General features: G+C 61.1%; 18 protein-coding genes and 1 pseudogene. 5 read left to right on the top strand and 14 right to left on the bottom strand.

The window, feature by feature from the left end; translation table 11 throughout:
• Positions 1-11: 11 nt before the first annotated feature.
• Positions 12-935, bottom strand: coding sequence for a SphA family protein (locus tag DM813_RS20060; RefSeq protein WP_128325105.1), 924 nt, complete (start codon positions 933-935; stop codon positions 12-14).
• A gap of 185 nt (positions 936-1,120) precedes the next feature.
• On the bottom strand, positions 1,121-1,999 hold the full coding sequence (locus DM813_RS20065; protein WP_128325106.1) for a helix-turn-helix domain-containing protein: 879 nt from the start codon (positions 1,997-1,999) through the stop codon (positions 1,121-1,123).
• 166 nt (positions 2,000-2,165) lie between these two features.
• Between DM813_RS20065 and pobA the strand changes: the two genes are divergently transcribed.
• Positions 2,166-3,353 (top strand): 4-hydroxybenzoate 3-monooxygenase, encoded by a 1,188-nt coding sequence (gene pobA / locus DM813_RS20070; protein ID WP_128325107.1) that lies wholly within the window; start codon positions 2,166-2,168, stop codon positions 3,351-3,353.
• A gap of 17 nt (positions 3,354-3,370) precedes the next feature.
• Positions 3,371-3,511: pseudogene (gene tatA / locus DM813_RS20075) on the top strand (twin-arginine translocase TatA/TatE family subunit); the annotation flags it as partial.
• An 85-nt stretch (positions 3,512-3,596) separates the two neighbouring features.
• On the opposite strand, the gene DM813_RS20080 reads toward tatA, so the two are convergent.
• Complete coding sequence (locus DM813_RS20080) at positions 3,597-4,265, bottom strand: ankyrin repeat domain-containing protein (RefSeq protein WP_128325109.1); 669 nt, start codon at positions 4,263-4,265, stop codon at positions 3,597-3,599.
• 78 nt (positions 4,266-4,343) lie between these two features.
• Between DM813_RS20080 and DM813_RS20085 the strand changes: the two genes are divergently transcribed.
• Positions 4,344-5,225, top strand: a complete 882-nt coding sequence (locus DM813_RS20085; protein WP_128325110.1) for a LysR substrate-binding domain-containing protein — start codon at positions 4,344-4,346, stop codon at positions 5,223-5,225.
• 1 nt (position 5,226) lies between these two features.
• Here the strand turns inward: DM813_RS20085 and DM813_RS20090 are convergent, their stop codons facing one another.
• From DM813_RS20090 to DM813_RS20100, 3 genes are all read right to left on the bottom strand, one after another.
• Positions 5,227-5,862, bottom strand: coding sequence for an START domain-containing protein (locus DM813_RS20090; protein WP_128325111.1), 636 nt, complete (start codon positions 5,860-5,862; stop codon positions 5,227-5,229).
• A 106-nt stretch (positions 5,863-5,968) separates the two neighbouring features.
• On the bottom strand, positions 5,969-6,805 hold the full coding sequence (locus DM813_RS20095; RefSeq protein WP_128325112.1) for a bifunctional allantoicase/(S)-ureidoglycine aminohydrolase: 837 nt from the start codon (positions 6,803-6,805) through the stop codon (positions 5,969-5,971).
• A gap of 183 nt (positions 6,806-6,988) precedes the next feature.
• Entirely contained in the window at positions 6,989-7,969 is a 981-nt protein-coding gene (locus DM813_RS20100; protein ID WP_128325113.1) for an aliphatic sulfonate ABC transporter substrate-binding protein, read from the bottom strand.
• Positions 7,970-8,156: 187 nt separating this feature from the next.
• On the opposite strand from DM813_RS20100, the gene DM813_RS20105 reads away from it, so the two are divergent.
• Positions 8,157-8,630: an FAD/FMN-containing dehydrogenase gene (locus DM813_RS20105; RefSeq protein ID WP_206617411.1), complete on the top strand. Its 474-nt coding sequence runs from the start codon at positions 8,157-8,159 to the stop codon at positions 8,628-8,630.
• Positions 8,631-8,640: 10 nt separating this feature from the next.
• On the opposite strand, the gene DM813_RS20110 is transcribed toward DM813_RS20105, so the two are convergent.
• A complete protein-coding gene (locus tag DM813_RS20110; RefSeq protein ID WP_128325115.1) occupies positions 8,641-9,111 on the bottom strand; it encodes an Lrp/AsnC family transcriptional regulator in 471 nt (156 codons plus the stop codon).
• A 100-nt stretch (positions 9,112-9,211) separates the two neighbouring features.
• Here DM813_RS20110 and rarD point away from each other — a divergent pair, with 100 nt between their 5' ends.
• On the top strand, positions 9,212-10,150 hold the full coding sequence (gene rarD / locus DM813_RS20115; protein WP_128325116.1) for an EamA family transporter RarD: 939 nt from the start codon (positions 9,212-9,214) through the stop codon (positions 10,148-10,150).
• Here rarD and DM813_RS20120 read toward each other — a convergent pair.
• The 7 genes from DM813_RS20120 to DM813_RS20150 all read right to left on the bottom strand — a co-directional run bounded on the left by DM813_RS20120 (position 10,114) and on the right by DM813_RS20150 (position 18,540).
• Complete coding sequence (locus DM813_RS20120; protein ID WP_128325117.1) at positions 10,114-11,121, bottom strand: GlxA family transcriptional regulator; 1,008 nt, start codon at positions 11,119-11,121, stop codon at positions 10,114-10,116. The two genes, rarD and DM813_RS20120, sit on opposite strands and share 37 nt — an antisense overlap.
• 73 nt (positions 11,122-11,194) lie before the next feature.
• Positions 11,195-12,259 carry an MBL fold metallo-hydrolase gene (locus DM813_RS20125; RefSeq protein ID WP_128325118.1) on the bottom strand — a complete coding sequence of 355 codons (1,065 nt, stop codon included), beginning with the start codon at positions 12,257-12,259 and terminating at the stop codon, positions 11,195-11,197.
• A complete protein-coding gene (locus tag DM813_RS20130; protein WP_128325119.1) occupies positions 12,259-13,587 on the bottom strand; it encodes an alkaline phosphatase D family protein in 1,329 nt (442 codons plus the stop codon). The genes DM813_RS20125 and DM813_RS20130 overlap by 1 nt, the downstream gene beginning before the upstream one ends.
• A gap of 130 nt (positions 13,588-13,717) precedes the next feature.
• The gene (locus tag DM813_RS20135) at positions 13,718-14,821 is read right to left on the bottom strand and encodes an autotransporter domain-containing protein (protein WP_128325120.1); all 1,104 of its coding nucleotides are present in this window, start codon (positions 14,819-14,821) and stop codon (positions 13,718-13,720) included.
• A gap of 373 nt (positions 14,822-15,194) precedes the next feature.
• Positions 15,195-15,989 carry an endonuclease/exonuclease/phosphatase family protein gene (locus DM813_RS20140; RefSeq protein ID WP_128325121.1) on the bottom strand — a complete coding sequence of 265 codons (795 nt, stop codon included), beginning with the start codon at positions 15,987-15,989 and terminating at the stop codon, positions 15,195-15,197.
• Positions 15,990-16,052: 63 nt separating this feature from the next.
• Positions 16,053-18,197, bottom strand: coding sequence for a glycogen debranching protein GlgX (glgX, locus tag DM813_RS20145; RefSeq protein WP_128325122.1), 2,145 nt, complete (start codon positions 18,195-18,197; stop codon positions 16,053-16,055).
• Between the two features lie 91 nt (positions 18,198-18,288).
• Complete coding sequence (locus DM813_RS20150) at positions 18,289-18,540, bottom strand: DUF2934 domain-containing protein (protein WP_128325123.1); 252 nt, start codon at positions 18,538-18,540, stop codon at positions 18,289-18,291.
• Between the last annotated feature and the right edge of the window lie 17 nt (positions 18,541-18,557).

Consider the following 18,557-nt stretch of genomic DNA (forward strand, 5'->3'; position numbering starts at 1 on the left):
GCGACCAGGGCTTACAATGGCGTGGTGAACTTGAGCCAGTAGGCCTGGCCTTCGGCGCGGTTGCGTACACCGGACTCGTCCTGCCATTTGGCGCTGAACATCCAGCCTTGCTTGCTGCTGTACTGCACGGCAGGGCCGATGGAGAACGAGCGGCCGCGGTTGCCGTCACTGGCCTGCACCAGGGCGGCGGCCGAGCAGTCGCCAGCGCTGCATTTGTCATCGCTGACCTGCTGGTACGCATGCCCGCCAACCCCCAGCACCCAACCGTTACCCAGGCCCCAGCCAAGGGTGTAGTCGGCGTGCAGCTCGCGGCCGGACTGATAGTTGGTGGCTGTGTTCTCGAAGTTGTAGTCGTACATCAGGCGCACATCGGCATTCAGCCCGTTGGGGTCGAGGTAGGTCATCGCCAGCACGCCTTGCACGGTGTAGTAGTGGTTGCCGAGGTTGATCAGGTCATCCTTGTCGTAATCACTGGCGGTGGGCAGAACGAAGTCGACACCGGTGGCGATGTGCAGTTTGTCACTGGGGTGAAAGCCGATCACCGGGCCCAGGTGAGCGTCACCGATGCCGCGCTTGTGATCGTGTGGGCCGCCCTTGACGTTCAGGCGCATGTCATTGAGGGGCAGCAGGGCATGAAAGCCCAGGTCACCGCCGAGTATTTTCTGCTCGGTAACCCAGACAAAGCGCGGGACCAGGGTGGTCACGCGCAGGTCGATGTCGGCAGCCTTGGCGCCACTGTTGTCACGCAGGCTGTCGGCCAGGTAGTTGCCGACGAACAGTTGGCCGTAGGTGCCCGGTGGCGGCAGGATGCCCATGCCATACAGTTCGATGCCCATGGGCCAGGAGGAGATACCGCCTTCGGTGGCCTGGGCCTGCCAGGCGCAGGTGGACAGCAACAGGCTGGTGGCGAGGTGCAGCGGGGCGCGTTTGAACATGAGAGGGTCAACCTTATTGTTATGGGTGTGGCGCCGTCCGGCGGCGCCTTTCACAGCCCTCTCAAATTGCGTGCCATATTTATTTACTTTATTTATCAACAAGTTGCTGTTTTGCTTCAGCGTTTCTCACACGCTACTGGCAGGCTTTGTTAAGAAATTTCGGCGGTCTGCATAAAAAACCGCGATCAGGACACGCCCGCCTGACGAAACGCATTCGGCGTTTGCCCGCACAGCCGGCGGAAAAAACGTGAGAAGTAGGTGGGGTCGCTGAAGCCCAGGCTGTCTGACAGCTGGCTGATGCTCATGTTGGTGTAGATCAGGTTGCGCCGCGCCTCGAGCAACAGGCGCTGGTGGACGATCTGCAATGCCGTCTGCCCGGCCAGTTCGCGGCAAAGGTTGTTCAGGTGCACGCTGGAGATACCCAGGCGATGCGCAAACAACTCGACCGACAAGTGTTCGCGGTAGTGCTGTTCGACCAGTTTGATAAAGCGTGCCAGCAATTGCTGGTTGCGTTCGTCGCGGTTGTTCGACGGATTGATCTGCAGGCTGCGGCGGCTGATCCAGACCATCAGCGAAGTCACCAGCGAATGCAGCAGCAGGTCGCGTGCCGGGGCGCTGCCTTCGTATTCCTCATGCAATACACGGATCAAGGTGTGCAATGCCGCGCGATCAGCGCCCAGCCGATAGCAGCCGGCAGAGGCCAGTACCGTCAAGGGTGCGCCCAGTTGCGCTTCCAGCTGGGCCACCAGCGGTGCGCCGAGGGTCAGCACGTAGCCATCGATGTCTTCGGAAAACTGAAACCCGTGCACGGTCATTGGCGGGATCACCTGGATCGCTGCTTCCTGCACGGTGCTGCGTCGGCCTTCGAGTTCGATCAGGGCCTGGCCGCGGCGCACGTACAACAGCTGGAACAGGTCGGCATGACGATGCGCTTTGATTTCCCAGTGGTGCAGGCTGCTGCGTTTGGGGATCGATTCGCAGTGCAGCAAATCGGGTGTCGGCCAGGCCTGGCTTTCGCCGTAAAGCTTGAACACGGGGATTTTTGGGAGGCTGGATCTTGTCATTATGGGCCTGTCCGATAATCGAACTGTATTTGTAAAAGTGCAATTTGTTGGATGAATATCACCTTTTTCTACGGTTTTTGTCAGCAAAAATGCAGGGGCACACAACAACAATAGCTACCAGACGGTCGCAGCCAGGCGTCTGGAGCCCCACAGCGAGACAAGAACAATGAAAACCCAGGTAGCCATTATCGGTGCCGGCCCTTCGGGCCTTTTGCTCGGCCAACTGCTGCAAAACGCCGGTATCGATACGGTGATCGTCGAGCGCCAGACCCCCGAGTACGTACTGGGCCGCATCCGCGCCGGCGTGCTTGAGCAAGGTACTGTCGATCTGCTGCGCGAAGCTGGTGTGTCCGAGCGTATGGACGCTGAAGGTCTGGTACACGATGGCGTCGAGCTGCTGGTGGGTGGCAAGCGCATCCGTGTCGACCTCAAGGCGCTGACCGGCGGCAAGACGGTGATGGTCTACGGCCAGACCGAAGTTACCCGCGACCTGATGCAAGCGCGTACCGCCAGCGAAGCGCCGATCATCTATTCGGCCGACAATGTGCAGCCGCACGAGATGAAAGGCGAGCAGCCTTATGTCACCTACGAAAAAGACGGCAAGACCCACCGTATCGATTGCGACTACATCGCCGGCTGTGACGGCTTTCATGGTGTGGCGCGCAAGAGTATCCCCGAAGCGGTGCTGACTCACTATGAGCGCGTCTATCCGTTCGGCTGGCTGGGTATGTTGTCCGATACGCCACCGGTCAACCATGAGCTGATCTACGCCCACCACGACCGTGGTTTTGTACTGTGCAGCCAGCGTTCGTTGACCCGCAGCCGCTACTACCTGCAGGTGCCGTTGACCGATCACGTCGATGACTGGTCCGACGAGCGCTTCTGGACCGAGCTCAAGGCCCGTCTGCCCGAGGACGTTGGTGCGCGCCTGGTCACCGGGCCTGCACTGGAGAAGAGCATCGCGCCGCTGCGCAGCTACGTGGTCGAGCCGATGCAGTACGGCAAGATGTTCCTGGTTGGCGATGCCGCTCACATCGTGCCGCCGACCGGCGCCAAAGGCCTGAACCTGGCGGCTTCGGATGTTTGCTACCTGTACCGCATTCTGGTCAAGGTATACCGCGAAGGGCGTACCGACCTGCTCGACAAATACTCGGAGCTGGCCTTGCGGCGGGTGTGGAAAGGCGAGCGCTTCAGCTGGTTCATGACCAACCTGCTGCATGACTTTGGCGAGCACAAGGATGCCTGGGACCAGAAGATGCAGCAGGCTGATCGCGAGTATTTCTTCACCTCCCACGCCGGCCTGGTGAACATCGCCGAAAACTATGTAGGCCTGCCGTTCGAAGCCATCGAATAAGCGAAGGAGGGGGCGGCATGGGTGTGTTCGACTGGAAACACTGGGCGGTACTGCTGGTTGTGGTGGTACTGGTGTTCGGTAGCAAGCGGCTCAAGACTCTGGGCAGTGACCTGGGGGAGACGATCAAGGGCTTTCGGCGGTCGGTGAACGACGTTGAGACGCTGCCTGAGAAAACCGACAAAGTGTAAAGGGGCGACCGCTTTGCGGTTAATGGTGGGTGCCGACATCTGTGCTGCCTGTACCCTACCGGGCCGTTTCGAGGATTTTCACCATCTCGGCATAGCCGCGCTGGCGCGCGTGGGCCAGTGGCGTCACGCCGTCCTTGTCGGCAATGTTCACGTCGGCGCCGGCCTTCACCAGCATCTCGACGATCTGTACATGACGCGGGCCGCCGTCGCTGAGCACGATGGCTTCCATCAACGCCGTCCAGTGCAGGCGGTTCAAGTGGTTCACATCGACGCCTGCTTCAATCAACGTACGCACGGTGTCGACATGACCGCGCTCGGCGGCCGGGATCAATGCCGTGCCGCCGTAGCGGTTGGTGCTCTTCAGGTCGGCGCCGTGGGCCAGGGTCAGTCGCAGGATCTGCTCGTGGCCACGGGCACCGGCATACAGGTAAGGGCTGTCGTCGATGTTGTCCTTGGCATTGACGTTGGCACCGGCCTCGATCAGCACCCGGGCCGCATCGACCTGGTTGCGGTGGGTGGCCAGCAGCAACGGCGTACGCCCCTGTTTGTCGCGGGCTTCGCGGTCGGCACCCTGTTCGAGCAGGCTGCGCACGCGTGCGGCATCGCCGATTTCAGCCGCTTCGCGCAGCTGGCTTTCCAGCACGCCACCTTCGGCACTGGCGGTGATCGAGGTCATCATGGCTAGCAGGAATGCGAAAAAGACGCTGAGGTGTTCCATACGCATCCGCTTGTCTCCGTGTGTTGTCCTGTAAGAGGGGGCATGATAAAAATCCCGCTTTGCATTTAGAAGTTAAATATCCGCATGGACATCAGTGTAAAGCCAAATAGGTCATTGTTTGATCTCGACCTGCTCCGGGCCATTGTCGTGGTGGCCGACTGCGGCAGCTTTACCACCGCCGCCGCGCGCCTGCACTCGACCCAGTCCACGGTGAGCCAGAAGGTCAAGCGCCTGGAAGACATGGTTGGCCACCGCCTGTTGGTGCGCGGCAACCGTGATGTACTGCCCACCGATGCCGGCCAGACCTTGCTTGGTTATGCCCGGCACATGCTAGCGCTCAATGACCAGATGCTCGAAGCCCTGGCGGGCGCCACAGTCGGTGTGACGGTGCGCCTGGGCGTGCCGGAAGATTTTGTAGGTGGGCGTACGACCAATGCCTTGTCGGCCTTCAACCGCAAGTACCAGCAGGTCAAACTGGAAGTCACCAGCGGCCTGTGCCGCGACCTGAGCCAGAGCTACGACAACGGCGAACTCGACCTGGTGCTGCTCAAGCAGCGGCGCAACAGCCGTGAGGGCGTGGCGTGCTGGCCGGAAGAGTTGCAATGGATCGACAGCGCCCGCACGCCCTCGATCGAACTCGACCCGATCCCGCTGGTGACCTTCCCGCCACGCGGCCTGTACCGCGACGACATGATCAACGCGATCGAAAGCATGGGGCGGCGCTGGCGTATCAGTTTTACCAGCTCCAGCCTCAGCGGTATTCAGGCGGCGGTGGCCGACGGCATGGGCATCAGCCTGCTGCCGCCGCGTGCGGCGACCCGTGACCACGCCGTGCTTGGCGAGCAGAACGGCCTGCCGGTGATCGACAGCTATGAGATCGTCATCGTCCATCGGCCGACGGCCGATCCGATGGTCAAGGAGTTGGCCGGGGTACTGGCTGGCCTGCTGGAGGCCCACGCGGTGTAGCTCAGGGTTGCGTGGTGTCGTCGCTCGGGCGCAGGCCCTGGCGCTCGGCCACTGCGCGCAAGGTGCGCAGCGACACCATCGGCGCATCGATCACAAACTGATTGGCCAGCCATGAAGGAATGTCGCCCGCAGGATCGGCCTCCAATTGATAGGTGACTTCGGTCAGGTGATCGCTTTTTGGGGTCAGGGTCCACAGGCCTTCGAGTCTGGTGACCCGGACGAACCCCGGTTGGCGTGCCATTTTGCCGCTGACGGCGCTCAAATGACGGATCAGCCCGCCATCGTCGGCGCGCTCGGTACGCACCTGGATCACCATGTCACGCGGGTTGGTCGGCCAGGGCAGCTCGGTGGTCATGTAGACCCATGTGGTGTCGCCCTCGACATCCAGCAGGCGCATGCTGGCGCAGCCATACAGCCATTTGCAGGCCACCCGCAGGTTCTCCTGCAGGTCGCTCAAGGTACGCACATCGGCCTTGATCTGGGTGACGCCGCGAAAGCGCTGGTACTTCGAACCGGGCACGTCACTGAGGTACACCTGGATACCACTGCGGTCCTGGGCCAATGCCCAGTCCTGAGCCTGCGCGCCGCCACACAGGAGCAAGACCAGAAGCGTGCTGCAGGCAGCGCGAAGGTTCATCAGCCAGGCTCCATAAGGCAATGGGTCGAACTCAAGCATAGGCCAGTGGTGCCATAACGAAAAAACCCGCCTGTGAGGGCGGGTTTTTTGTACATCGAGCCTGGGCTTAACGCTGTGGGTTGAGCACCAGGTTCATGTGACGGTTCACATCCTTGTACAGCAGGTAGCTGAACGGGCCCGGGCCGCCGGCGTAGCAGGCCTGCGGGCAGAAAGCGCGCAGCCACATGAAGTCGCCGGCCTCGACCTCGACCCAGTCCTGGTTCAGGCGGTACACCGCTTTACCTTCCAGGACGTACAGGCCGTGTTCCATGACGTGGGTTTCGGCGAACGGAATCACGCCGCCCGGCAGGAAGGTCACGATGTTGACGTGCATGTCGTGGCGCATGTCAGCCATGTCGACGAAGCGGGTGGTGACCCAGCGGCCTTCGGTGCCCGGCATCTCGATGACGGTGGCGTTGTCGCGGTGGGTAACGAACGACTCAGGGACCGCCACACCTTCGACTTTCTGGTAGTGCTTGCGGAGCCAGTGGAAGGTGACGTTGGATTTGCTGTTGTTGCGCAGGCTCCACTCGGCGCCTGGTGCCAGGAAGGCGTAGCCGCCCGGTGCCAGGGTGTGGTGCTTGCCTTCGACGGTGACGTCGATCTCGCCTTCAACCACGAACAGCACCGCTTCGGCGTTCGGGTCCAGCTCCGGGCGTTCGCTGCCGCCTTCAGGAGCAACTTCGACGATGTACTGGGAGAAGGTTTCGGCGAAACCGGTCAGCGGGCGGGCGATGACCCACATGCGCATCTTGTCCCAGAACGGCAGGTGGCTGGTGACGATGTCACGCATCACGCCTTTAGGGATGACGGCATAGGCTTCGGTGAACATGGCACGGTCTGTCAGCAGCTCGGTTTGAGCCGGGTGCCCACCGTGAGGGGCGTAGTAAGAAGATTTCGACATGGACAGTCTCGACTTGTTGTTGTGTCCCCGTGCCTGGCAGCGCCAGCTGGCGTTGCTTGGGGATGCATCAACACGATATAGACAAGCCCGTGCCATCCACAAATTAAATGTTGAAATACCCGGTATTTGATTGGTGAATGCCGACCGGGTATGTCCGCGTGTCGGCATCGACCACTCAGCGAATCACGGCAAGACCGATACCGGGTACACCGCATCGGCTACGCGCAGCGTCTTGGGAATCAGGCCCAGGCCCTGAAAAGTATCGGCCAGTTTCTGCTGTTCGGCGGTGATGCTGCTGTCGATCGGCACGGCATTGTAGTTGCGGCGTTCACTGGCCACTTGCAGTACGTCGGCGCTGATGCCCAGTTGCGGGGCGAGCAGGGCGGCGACCTCATCCGGCTTTTGATTGGCCCAGGCACTGACCTTGGCCAGTTCGCTGAAGAAGGTTTTCAGCAGGGCACGGTTGTTGTCGGCAAAGGCGGCTGACGACAGGTAGAAGGTACGGTTGTTGGACAGGCCACTGCCGTCGCGCAGGTTCTTCAAGCCGGGCTGTTTCTCAGCGGCGGCCAGGAACGGGTCCCACAGGGTAACGGCCTGGACGCTGCCTGATTGCAGGGCGGCCACGGCATCGGCGGCGTTGTTGACGTAGGCCGGGGTGATGTCCTTGTAGCTCAGGCCGGCGTCCTGCAGCGCCACTGCCAGCAGGTACTGGGCATTCCAGCCACGGCCGGTGGCCACGCGCTGACCCTTGAGCGCCTGGACGTTGGCAATCTTGTCCTGTTCGCGGACCACCAGGCCGATACCGTGAGGGTAAGGCTGCTCGGCCGCCAGGTAGACCACCGGCTTGCCGGCGGCCTGGGCGAACACCGACGGTGCATCGGCAGCATGACCGAGGTCGATGGCGCCGGTGCTCAAGGCTTCGAGCAGCTGCGGGCCGGCAGCGAACTCATACCAGCTGACACTCACCCCTTGCGGTGCCAGGGCTTTTTCCAGGGCGCCGCTGCCTTTGAGAATGTTGATGCTGTTGAATTTCTGGTAGCCGATGCGCAGGGTCTTGCTGGGCTCGGCCAGTGCGCTTTGGCCGGGCAGCCACAGGGCGGCGAAGGCAGCGATCAGGCCGCCGGTCAGCAGGCGGCGCAGCGGGGAATGGGGCGTGTGCGACATGGGCGAACTCCTGGGATGCACGGTCAGTTGATGACCGAAAATATAAGGAGGCGCCGTGGGCGTATCAATTTGTTTATTCCGTTTTGTTAGATTGTTTTGTTATTTTTATATCCTTTTGTTTGCTGTGTGCTTTGGCCGGTATCCGCGATAGGATCTGCGTCTGATCTGATTACCAATGAGGTTGCCTGTGAAATTCGCCATCGCCCTGTTCCTGAGCCTGTCGCCCTTGCTGGCCCACGCCGTCGAGGTCGGCGAGCGCCTGGCGCCCTGGACCCTGCTGGATCAGCATGACCAGGCTTACAGCCTGAATCCGCAGACACAGATCCTGCTGGTGGCACGCAACATGGACGGCGCCAAGCTGGTCAAAGCTGCCCTGGCCGAGCGCGCCAAAGGCTACCTGGAGGCCCGCGACGCGGTGTTCGTTGCTGATATCCAGCGCATGCCGGCATTGATTTCAAAGCTGTTCGCCATTCCGGCGATGCGTGACTACAGCTACCGCGTGTTGCTCGACCGCGAAGGTACCGTCGCCACCCGTTATGCCGGCGCCGAAGACAAGGTGCTGTGGCTGCAACTGGACCAGGGGCGGGTAGTGGCCGAGCGCGAATTTTCAAATGCCGATGAACTGCGCCAGGCGCTTGAGCAGGTGCCAGCGAAGCCCTGAATGACCGCGCTCAGGTGCCGGCAATCGGCACCTGTAGTGTCGACTTCACCCGCTCCAGCACCACGATGGTCCGAAACCACTTCACGTTCGGGTTGTCATGGAACAGCCGCTGGGTCAGGGCCTGGAACTCGCTCATGCTCGCCACCGTCAGCACCAGCATGAAATCGGCGTCGCCGGTGACGTAATAGCACTGCTGGATCTCGGGGCCGGAGAAGGTCTGTTTCATCAGCTCAAGGTCGGCCGACTGGGTGCGTTCGGCATGCACTTCGACCATCAGGGTAATGACCTGGCCGACCTTTTCCGGGTCGATCACTGCCACGTTGGCCTGGATGAAGCCATTGCTTTTGAGGCGCTGGATGCGCCGTTGTACCGAGGCGCTGGACAGGTGCACACGCTCGGCCAGTTCGCGCAGGGGCAGGCTGTTGTCCTGCTGCAAGGCTGTGAGCAGGGCCAGGTCGAAATCATCGAGGTCAGGCTTCATGTGCAAAAATTTCTCATATTGGTGCTGAAAAACGAGGCCACTTCTCAGCCGCTACGCAATAAATTATCACGCTCTGAAACCCATCGTGAAGGACCCTGTCATGCACCGGCCTGCTACCGCCAACGTTGCGTTGGGCGTATTGCTGAACGTTCTGGCTTCGGTGTTGTTTGCCGTGATGTATGCCTATACCCACCTGCTCAAACCATTGGACGGTGAAGAGATTTACGGCTGGCGCATGCTCCTGACCGCGCCGTGCCTGACGCTGATGCTGCTGGTCAGCGGTCGTTGGCACGAAGTGCGCCGGTTGTTCCAGCGGCTGCGCCACGAGCATGGGTTCTGGCTGGTGCGTGTGCTGTCGTCGGCGTTGCTGGGGGCGCAATTGTGGTTGTTCATGTGGGCGCCGATCAACGGCTACGGGCTGGATGTGTCGCTGGGCTATTTCCTCATGCCATTGACCATGGCGATCTTCGGCCGCCTGGCCTTCAAGGACACCATCAGTCGTTTGCAGTTATTGGCCTGTGCGGTGGCTGCAGTGGGGGTGATCAACCAGATCGCTATCGCCAAGGCCATCACCTGGCCGGTACTGGCGGTCAGCCTGGGCTACCCGGTGTACTTCTGGTTGCGGCGGGTCAGTGACAGCAACACCATGGGCGGACTGTGGTTCGACATGACCTTGAGCCTGCCCGTGAGTCTGTATTTTGTACTCAAGGGTGGGGTGGTGCTGGGTGTGGCCGGCAGTGGTTCGGCGTTGCCCTGGCTGGTGGCAGGGCTTGGCGCGATCAGTGCGTCGGCGCTGGCCCTGCAGGCGCTGTCCGGGCCGCGGCTGAACCTGACCCTGTTTGGCCTGCTGATTTACGTCGAGCCGGTGTTGCTGGTGCTGGCCTCGATCCTGCTGGGTGAAACCATTGCCCCGGCGCAGTGGCCGACCTACATCGCCATCTGGCTGGCGATGCTGGTGTTGATGGTCGAAGGCGGCCTGAGTCTGAACGGTGCCCGGCGCGGTTACTCACCCAGTCGTTGTTCCCGCGAAGGCGGATAACCAAAGTAGGCGCTGTAGCATTTACTGAAATGCGAAATCGAGACAAAGCCGCAGGCAATCGCCACGTCCATCAGGGCAAGGTCAGAGTATTGCAGCAGGCGGCGGCTCTTGGTGATGCGCAGTTCCATGTAGTAGCGGCTGGGCGAGGTGCCCAGCTGCGCCTGGAACAGGCGGTCGATCTGCCGGCGGGAGCGCCCGCAGTAGGCGGCCAACTGATCCAGGCTGAGGGTTTCTTCGAGGTTGTTTTCCATCAGCTCGACGATGGTGCGCAGTGGTGCGCTCATGGACTTTTTCGAGTGGCTGTCGACCCTTCGAAAGCGTGCCCCGGAGAACGCCAGGATTTCCTCGACGCCGCCGGCCAGCGCTTCGCCGCGTTGCTGCCTGAGCAGCGCCAGCATCAGTTCCAGCGCGCCGTTGGGGCTGGCGGCGGTCAGGCGGTCGCGGTCCAGCACATGGCTTGCCGGGGTGATGGTGCTTTGTGTACTGAGCTCGGCAAGGCTCGCCCGTTGCTCGGGGTGAATGGTGCATTGATAGTCCACCAGTACCCCGGCGCGACCAAGAAAATAGGCACCGTTCCATAACCCGCCGAGCGCCAGGCCATGGTGCGCCGCGTCGCTCAGCAGGCGATCCAGCTCCGGGTACTTGAGCGGGGTGCGCAAGCCCCCGCAGACCACCAGCATGTCCAGTGACGCCAGCTGCGTCCGCTCAAACACAGCGGCATAAATCTCCAGGCCAAGGTCGCTCATCACCCGTTCACCGCCCAGTGACAGCGGGGTAATGGTGAACAGATTGTTTTGCAGCAGGTTCGCGGTGACGAGCACATCCATGGCCACGGTGAAGCTGGCCATTGAGAAATTCTCCAGCAACAGAAAGCCTACCCGGTAGGCGGGTGATGTGGCGGCTTCGGGCTGTTTGCGGTTGAGCATGTTGCTGCTGCTGGATTTCTGGCTGAACTGGCGAGGGGTGGGCAATGGCGGCTCCGCTGGGCATGGCTTGGCGCCGCCGAGTGTGCGTTCAGTGCAGGGGAAAAACAATACGGCGGTGTCACTGTGCCGGGGGGAGCTGCACAAAGGAGAACGGTTCCGGTACCAGCGGTTTGTGGACGAGCAGGCGCTCGAGCAGCCCTTTGTAGTCCTGCAACGGAATGGTTCGTGCCGGCTGGCCGGGGTCGTTGCCGAAGAAGTTCTCCCAGTGCCCGAGTATCAGCGTTCGCGGCCGGGTAACGCGCAGCAGCGCAGCGGGGTAGGCATGCACCTGATCCCAGCTGGCGGCACAGAGTATTTCTACATCAATGCCTTTGCCATCGGCGATCAACGGCGGAAAACCCAGCGGCGGCGTAGCGGCACTGTCCTGGTAGTGGAGTCGGTAAACTGGTTTACCTTGCGCGTCCAGCAGGTCAATCAGCCAGGCCACGGTCACCTCGCCTAAGCGCCAGCCAAACAGGGTTTTAGGCAACGTTTCAAGGTTGTCGTCGTACTGGCCCTGGATAAAATTGATGCCAAACGCATGGCCCGCATGTTCGCTTTGTATCGGCATCGCGCGGATCACGCCAGCTGGGCGGGCGCCTGTGCTGTCACCATCTTTGCGGGTTTCCCTGCCGGAGTAAAACCAGGTGCCCGGCGCCGATGGCTTGCGTGGGTTGGCGATTTCCGAAGGTTGCAGCGCACGTACGCGGGCGGGGTCGATGTGTGCGGCATGCAGGATATGGGCGACGGTGTGCGAACCATAGACGATCGCGTTGGGTGCCTGTATCTGCAACACCCGGGGCACATCCAGCAGGTGGTCGTAATGAGCGTGACCGACCAGCAGCATGCTGACGTCGGAGGCCGCTGGCATGAAGGTGTCAATTCGCTGCGGGTTGGCCTTGACCCACAGGGGCGGTATGCCGCGTGCGCCGAACCCGCCGGGGTTGGAGAGCGACGGGGCCAGCAATACGCCTTCACCTCGCCAGTGAATCAGCCAGCCGCCTGCGCCCAGGTATTGCAGCTTCGGCTCGGCCACTACGGTCTTGTTGGTCACCGTCAGCCCCCGGCTGGCGGGCAGGTAGGTACAAGCGCCGATCAACAGAACCAGGGCGAGCAAGAGCCAGCGTAGGGTGTTATCTCGCATCACGGCTCGAAACTACCGGTAGGCCCCGCTTCCGAGCGGGTAGTACGATGGATCTGATACCCGACCTTCGGTGTTTGATGAGTGGTGTCGACATTCACCACCATGACGTTGGAGTGTTTGCCATAAAAGCTTTCCGGGGTAATGCGCGAGCGCACCTGAATGCCATTGCCCAGTTCGGTGACGGTCTCACGGGTGTCATAGACCGCCTGCAGTTTGAGGTTGGGCGTGATCTGGTTGATCGGGCTGGACATCAGTTCGTGTAGCACCATGCGACGCTCGCCGCGACTGACATCAAGGGTGGCGTGATAGGAGGTGTGCATGTCGCCGGTGAGGAAGACAATCCGGGTCACCTGGTTGTCGAGGATATGCGCAAGAATCTGTGCGCGCTGGTTGCGGTAGGCAACATCGCACCATTTGTCGCCTTCCGGATTCAGCGGCACCCCGACAAAGGGCACGCTGGTGACAATGAACTTGAGGTCGTTCTTGAACCGCACCAGCCACTTCAGCAGATCGTCGAATTGCACCTCGTCAATCATCCGGCCTTGCGCACTGTTGCGGTAGAAGCGCGTGTCCATGACAAAGAACCGCGCAGCGGCGTAATTGAACTCGTAGTGGTAGTGGTGCTCGGGATGGCGGTTGGCGGGGTTGTGGGAATGCTGGAATTCCCAGTAGGCGGTAATGGCGGCCAGCGCCAACTGGTTGTTGGTGTCCGGGTTGCCGCGATCGAAGTCATTGATCAGTTCGTGGTCGTCCAGAATCATGTAGTGCGGCATTTCGGTAAGGGTTTTGCGCGCCGGTACACAGTCCTCCCAGGCGTCCAGGTACTTGTCGCGAAAATGCTGGATGTCGATGGAGGGGCGTAGCGGAATGTCCGCATAGATCTGATCACCGCAATGCATCATGAAGCGCGCTTGCACCGCTTTGCCGAGGCTGGATATTTCCAGCCAGGCCCGGTCGGGGCGTTCCAGCAGCCCCAGGCTGTGCAGGTTGCATGAGCCGAGGATGAAACTGAATGCGGCCGGGGAATCTGCGGGTGGGAATGTGGTGAAGCGACCTTCGGAGTACTCCTGGCGGATTCTTGAGGGCAACGGATCGGATACGGCCTTGCCCAGGGCCAGTTTGACCCGATAGCGGGTGTTGGGTGTGAGCTTTTTGAACTCGACCACGGCGGTGTAGAAGTTCGCCGCCGGCGTCATCAGCTTTTTCGACTCCACCACGCTTTCGTTTTCATCGGCCAGATCAATGAACGCCGCCGGCCAGCGATGGCTCCCACGTACCCACACCTTGATCGAAGTATCGGTGGTGTGGCCCAGTATCAGGCATGGCATGGTGCGTGCTCCGGTAGGACCCTTTGAATGCTGCGCATTGAAGTTCCCGGCCTGGGGCGAAGCGGATGGGGCGCCTCGCCCTGACCGGCAGCGCACGGCTCAGTGTACGTGCGCCATTGCCATTGGCCCTTTACCACCTGACCCGTACCCCGAGGTTGCCAACCATTCCGCTGAGATCGGCGTCATCGACATCGCTGCTGTAGTCGGCACTGACAAACAGCGCGACGGTGGGGCTGACCCGGGCAACCAGGCCCATACCCAACTCCACGGTGGTGGCGCTGCGGCCGCTGTTGAGCTTGTCGACGTTGTCCACCCTGACGATGTCGGTCTTGGCGTAGTCGTACCAGACGTTGGTACGCACGAAGGGCTCGATCGGCATGCCATTGAAGTTGTAGCGTGCAGACAGTTTGGCGCCGATACGGCCGGTCCAGTTTGGCTGTTGGTCGAATGCCTGGCGGGTATCGGTCTGGGTCTGGCTGCCGGGGAAGTACTGCTGGTTGATCAACTGTGCCTGTGGCTCGAGGGTCCAGGTGTTGCCCAGGGCGATCGGGTAGCCACCTTCTACCGACAGGGTAAAGGCATGACCGTCGCCATCCAGGCGTTCGCCGTTCTCACTGCGGCCATTGACGTCGAAGCGGGTACCCATGGCCACGGCGTCCACATGCCAGCCTTGTTCGTGGGTCATGCTCCAGTACATCCCCAGGCTTTCGCCTTCCAGGCTTACGCTGTTTTTGCGATCGCCCACCTGCGGCTTGCGCATGCCGTCGAAGCCGCTCTGCAGGTTGCTGTGACCCACGAAGAAACCGATGCGGTGAGTATTGCCGTCTGCGGTTTCGCGCACGAACAGGTCCGGACTGATCTGCAGGCTCTGGTTGCTTGCCTCCAGCCGCAAGGTTGCCGGTGCACCCGTGGCAATCGGGGCTGGGTAGAACGGGCCCCAGTGACTGGCAATGGCGTCGGTATCGGCAGCGGCGTTGCGCTCGGCCATGCGCTCGGAAAACGCGTTCAAGGTGCTCAGGCCCAGGCCGCTGGCACTGACCGGGATCAGTGACGGCGTTTGCTGCAGCGTCACTGGCACTTGATTGAACGCGTTCGGCGCCTGGATGAACGCGTGGAGCGGGTCGTTATCCTCCAGGCTCCATGCACGGGTTTCCAACGGGGTTGCCAAAAGCAGCGACGTGGAAACCGCATAGAAAACATACTCAAAGCCTGACGGATTCGGAGCTTTTTTCATGGCGGATCTCCTCTGGTTGTTGCAGCCAATGTTTCTGGCCTGATGTCACGGGCTGTAATGCAAAACCAGAGGGCGACTCAAACCAGCAATACCGCTCCCGTCGCGCGCTGAAAGGCGCGAGCTAGAGGCTCGGAATGGGGTCTGCATTGCTGCATTACATGTAGCTAAGGAGAGGAGAGGTCGTGCGTCAAGAAAGCGTTAAATAACCGTTGTCAAGCTATTCACTCGGTCAATTCGCTGAAATTAAACAAAAATTTACATTCAATAGCGTCGACGGCTCTTTCGACCCAGGCGGCTATGCCGAATCGTTGCTAAGCCAGGCGCCAAAAGGCGCCGAGCGGTGGCAAGAGCGTGTGACTTTTTTGTACTAAGCCTATAACTGCACTTCTACCGCCAGGGGCAAATGATCGGAGAGATGGCTCCAGGGTTTGCTCCCAAGAATACGCGGCGCGTGGCTGTTGGCATTGCGCAGGTAGATGCGATCCAGGCGCAGCAGCGGCAAGCGTGCAGGGTAGGTGCGGGCCAGCAGCCCGTGGTGACGTTCAAAGGCTTCATGCAGACCGCGGTGCAGGCCCAGGGCGCGGTTGCCATGCAGCTTCCAGTCGTTGAAGTCGCCGGCAATGATCACGGGCGCATCTGCGGGCAGCGAGTCGAGTAACCGGCGCAACAACTGCAGTTGCTTCTGGCGATGGCTTTCCAGCAACGACAGGTGCACACAGATGGCATGTACCTGATGCTGGCCGGGCACATCCAGTACGCAATGGAGCAGGCCGCGTCGCTCGGGGCCGGTGATCGACACATCGAGGTTGCGGTGTTCGATGATCGGGTATTTGGACAGCAACGCATTGCCGTGGTGGCCATCGGGGTAGACGGCATTGCGCCCGTAGGCAAAGTCGCTCCACATGCTGTCGGCCAGAAACTCGTACTGCGAGGTTTGCGGCCAGCCGGCATAGCGCGCGGCATGGCGGTCATGGCTGCCGAGCACTTCCTGGAGAAAGACGATATCGGCCTGTGTGCTGCGCACCGCCTCGCGCAATTCCGGAAGGATGAAGCGGCGGTTGAAGGCGGTAAAGCCTTTGTGGGTGTTGACGGTGAGCACCCGCAGACGCTGTACGGCGGGCGACGCCTGGGGGGATGGTGGCAGCTTCGGATCCGGGTCGAAATTCACGCTGACTCCTGGTCTTCAAACCTACTGCATGAGACGGGGCCGGGGGCAATGAGTTCCCGTGCTTCAACTGTCGTCTTCGTGTTGCAACTCCAACAGCACCAATGATCGTCCGCTGACGTTCAGCCCACTGCCAAATGCATGCTGTTCGCCCTTGCGCAACAGCGGCCGGTCGGTGTCGATCAGGCTGTGCCAGTACTCGCCCTCAGGTACCTGCGGCAGGGTGAAGGTCACGGTGTCGTGATGGGCGTTGACGATCAGCAGCAAGGTGGCGTCTGCGCCCGGCCGCGGGATGCCGCTGACCTGCGCCCGGCCATCCATCAACATCCCCAGGCAGCGGCCATGACTGTCGTGCCACTGCTCGATACTCATCTCCTCACCAGCGGGTGTCAGCCAGGTAACGTCCTTGACCCCGATGGCTTCATTGTAGTCACCGACCAGAAAGCGCGAACGGCGCAGCACCGGGTAGGCCAGGCGCAGCTTGGTCAGCTTCTTGACGAACTTGAGCAGCGCAGTGCCCTCGTCATCGAGGGTCCAGTTGACCCAGCCAATCTCGCTGTCCTGGCAGTAGGCGTTGTTGTTGCCATGCTGGGTGCGGCTGAACTCGTCGCCGGCGACGATCATCGGCGTGCCCTGGGCGAGTAGCAGTGTGGCAAAGAAGTTGCGCATCTGGCGCAGGCGCAGGGCCTTGATTTCAGGGTCGTCGGTGGGCCCTTCGACACCGTGGTTCCACGACAGGTTGTTGTTGCTGCCATCCTGGTTGTTTTCGTCGTTGTCCTCGTTGTGTTTGTCGTTGTACGAGACCAGGTCGCGCAGGGTAAAACCGTCGTGCGCAGTGACGAAATTGATCGAGGCCCAGGCCCGGCGCCCGCGTCGGTTGAACAGCTCACCCGAGGCGGTCATGCGCGAAGCAAAGTCGGCCAGCTGGCCTTCGTCGCCTTTCCAGAAGGCCCTGACCGTGTCGCGAAAGCGGTCGTTCCACTCGGCCCAGCCGGGTGCAAAATTACCCACCTGATAACCACCGGGGCCGCAGTCCCAGGGTTCGGCGATCAGCTTGACCTGGCTCAGCAGCGGGTCTTGCCGGCAGGCGACGAGGAAGCTGTGACGCTCGTCGAAGCCTTCATGGTAGCGGCCAAGAATGGTTGCCAGGTCGAAGCGAAAGCCGTCCACATGCATCTCGCCTGCCCAGTAACGCAGCGAGTCGGTGACCAGCTGCAACACGCACGGGTGGCTCAGGTCGAGGGTGTTGCCGGTACCGGAATCGTTGATGTAGAGACGTTTGTCGTCGGGCATCAAGCGGTAGTAGGAGGCGTTGTCGATGCCGCGCATCGACAGCGTCGGGCCCAGCTCGTTGCCCTCGGCGGTGTGGTTGTAGACCACGTCGAGAATCACCTCCAGGCCGGCATCGTGCAGGTGCGCGACCATCTCCTTGAACTCGGCGATCTTGCCGTTGGCCAGGTAGTGCGGGTGGGGGGCAAAGAAGGCGATGCTGTTGTAGCCCCAATAATTGTTCAGGCCTTTTTGCAACAGATGCTGGTCGTTGACAAAGGCATGAATTGGCAGCAGTTCAATGGACGACACGCCGAGCTGTTTGATGTGATCAAGCAGTTCGTCGCACATCAAGCCGGCAAAGGTGCCGCGGTTCCCCTCGGGCACAGCCGGGTGGGTCATGCTGATGCCACGTACATGGGCTTCGTAAAGGATCGTGCGCTCCCAGGGCACGCCAACCCGCTGGTCCCGACCCCAGGTGTAGGCCGGGTCGATCACCTTGCATTTAGGCACGAACGGGGCGCTGTCGCGTTCGTCAAAACTGAGGTCGCCGTCCGCGTGGCCGATGGTGTAGCCGAACAGGGCTTCGGACCATTTCAGGCTGCCGACCAATTGCTTGGCATAGGGGTCGATCAACAGTTTGTTGGGGTTGAAGCGATGGCCATCCTGCGGCGCATAAGGGCCGTGAACCCGGTAGCCATAGATTTGCCCCGGGTGGGCGTCGGGCAGGTAGCCATGGAAAATTTCATCGGTGTACTCCGGCAGTTCGATACGCTCCAGCTCCACCTCGCCGCTGGCATCGAACAGGCAAAGTTCCACCTTGGTGGCATGAGCCGAGAACAGCGCGAAATTGACCCCAAGACCGTCCCAGGTGGCGCCCAGCGGAAATGGCAGGCCTTCGCGGATACGCGAGGGTTCGACAGTGGGCGTGGGCTTTTTCATGGGGTTCCTTTACCGGTCGGATAGCGTGTGGGCAAGCCCGTGTCCACAGCCCTGAGGGGGCTGTGGAAGCGAGACTGTCCTGCGTCAGGGGTCAGGCAACAGGTGGCTTCTTTGTCGTGCGCGGCTTTTTCACCGTCACCGGTTTGCTCGCCGGTTGAGCCGGTTGAGCGAGTGTTGGCGACTTGGTTTTGGCCTTGCGCGGTGTGGCTTTCGGCGCCAGGGATTCGGCTTCGGCAAGTTTGCGGGCCATGTCCCAGTGTCGGGATTCCTGGCCTTCAGGCTTACCTTCCGATTCCCAGATCTGGTAGGCGAATTCGCGGATACGTTTTTCTTCGATACTCATCTCGACGCTCCTGATGG

The organism is Pseudomonas alkylphenolica (assembly GCF_004025535.1).
GTDB classification, from domain to species: domain Bacteria; phylum Pseudomonadota; class Gammaproteobacteria; order Pseudomonadales; family Pseudomonadaceae; genus Aquipseudomonas; species Aquipseudomonas alkylphenolica_A.

Excerpts from the sequence above, each read along its gene's own strand:
- DM813_RS20060 (WP_128325105.1), bottom strand. The coding sequence starts at position 935 with ATGTTCAAACGCGCCCCGCTGCACCTCGCCACCAGCCTGTTGCTGTCC.
- DM813_RS20065 (WP_128325106.1), bottom strand. The coding sequence starts at position 1,999 with ATGACAAGATCCAGCCTCCCAAAAATCCCCGTGTTCAAGCTTTACGGC.
- pobA (WP_128325107.1), top strand. The coding sequence starts at position 2,166 with ATGAAAACCCAGGTAGCCATTATCGGTGCCGGCCCTTCGGGCCTTTTG.
- DM813_RS20080 (WP_128325109.1), bottom strand. The coding sequence starts at position 4,265 with ATGCGTATGGAACACCTCAGCGTCTTTTTCGCATTCCTGCTAGCCATG.
- DM813_RS20085 (WP_128325110.1), top strand. The coding sequence starts at position 4,344 with ATGGACATCAGTGTAAAGCCAAATAGGTCATTGTTTGATCTCGACCTG.
- DM813_RS20090 (WP_128325111.1), bottom strand. The coding sequence starts at position 5,862 with ATGAACCTTCGCGCTGCCTGCAGCACGCTTCTGGTCTTGCTCCTGTGT.
- DM813_RS20095 (WP_128325112.1), bottom strand. The coding sequence starts at position 6,805 with ATGTCGAAATCTTCTTACTACGCCCCTCACGGTGGGCACCCGGCTCAA.
- DM813_RS20100 (WP_128325113.1), bottom strand. The coding sequence starts at position 7,969 with ATGTCGCACACGCCCCATTCCCCGCTGCGCCGCCTGCTGACCGGCGGC.
- DM813_RS20110 (WP_128325115.1), bottom strand. The coding sequence starts at position 9,111 with ATGAAGCCTGACCTCGATGATTTCGACCTGGCCCTGCTCACAGCCTTG.
- rarD (WP_128325116.1), top strand. The coding sequence starts at position 9,212 with ATGCACCGGCCTGCTACCGCCAACGTTGCGTTGGGCGTATTGCTGAAC.
- DM813_RS20125 (WP_128325118.1), bottom strand. The coding sequence starts at position 12,259 with ATGCGAGATAACACCCTACGCTGGCTCTTGCTCGCCCTGGTTCTGTTG.
- DM813_RS20130 (WP_128325119.1), bottom strand. The coding sequence starts at position 13,587 with ATGCCATGCCTGATACTGGGCCACACCACCGATACTTCGATCAAGGTG.
- DM813_RS20135 (WP_128325120.1), bottom strand. The coding sequence starts at position 14,821 with ATGAAAAAAGCTCCGAATCCGTCAGGCTTTGAGTATGTTTTCTATGCG.
- glgX (WP_128325122.1), bottom strand. The coding sequence starts at position 18,197 with ATGAAAAAGCCCACGCCCACTGTCGAACCCTCGCGTATCCGCGAAGGC.
- DM813_RS20150 (WP_128325123.1), bottom strand. The coding sequence starts at position 18,540 with ATGAGTATCGAAGAAAAACGTATCCGCGAATTCGCCTACCAGATCTGG.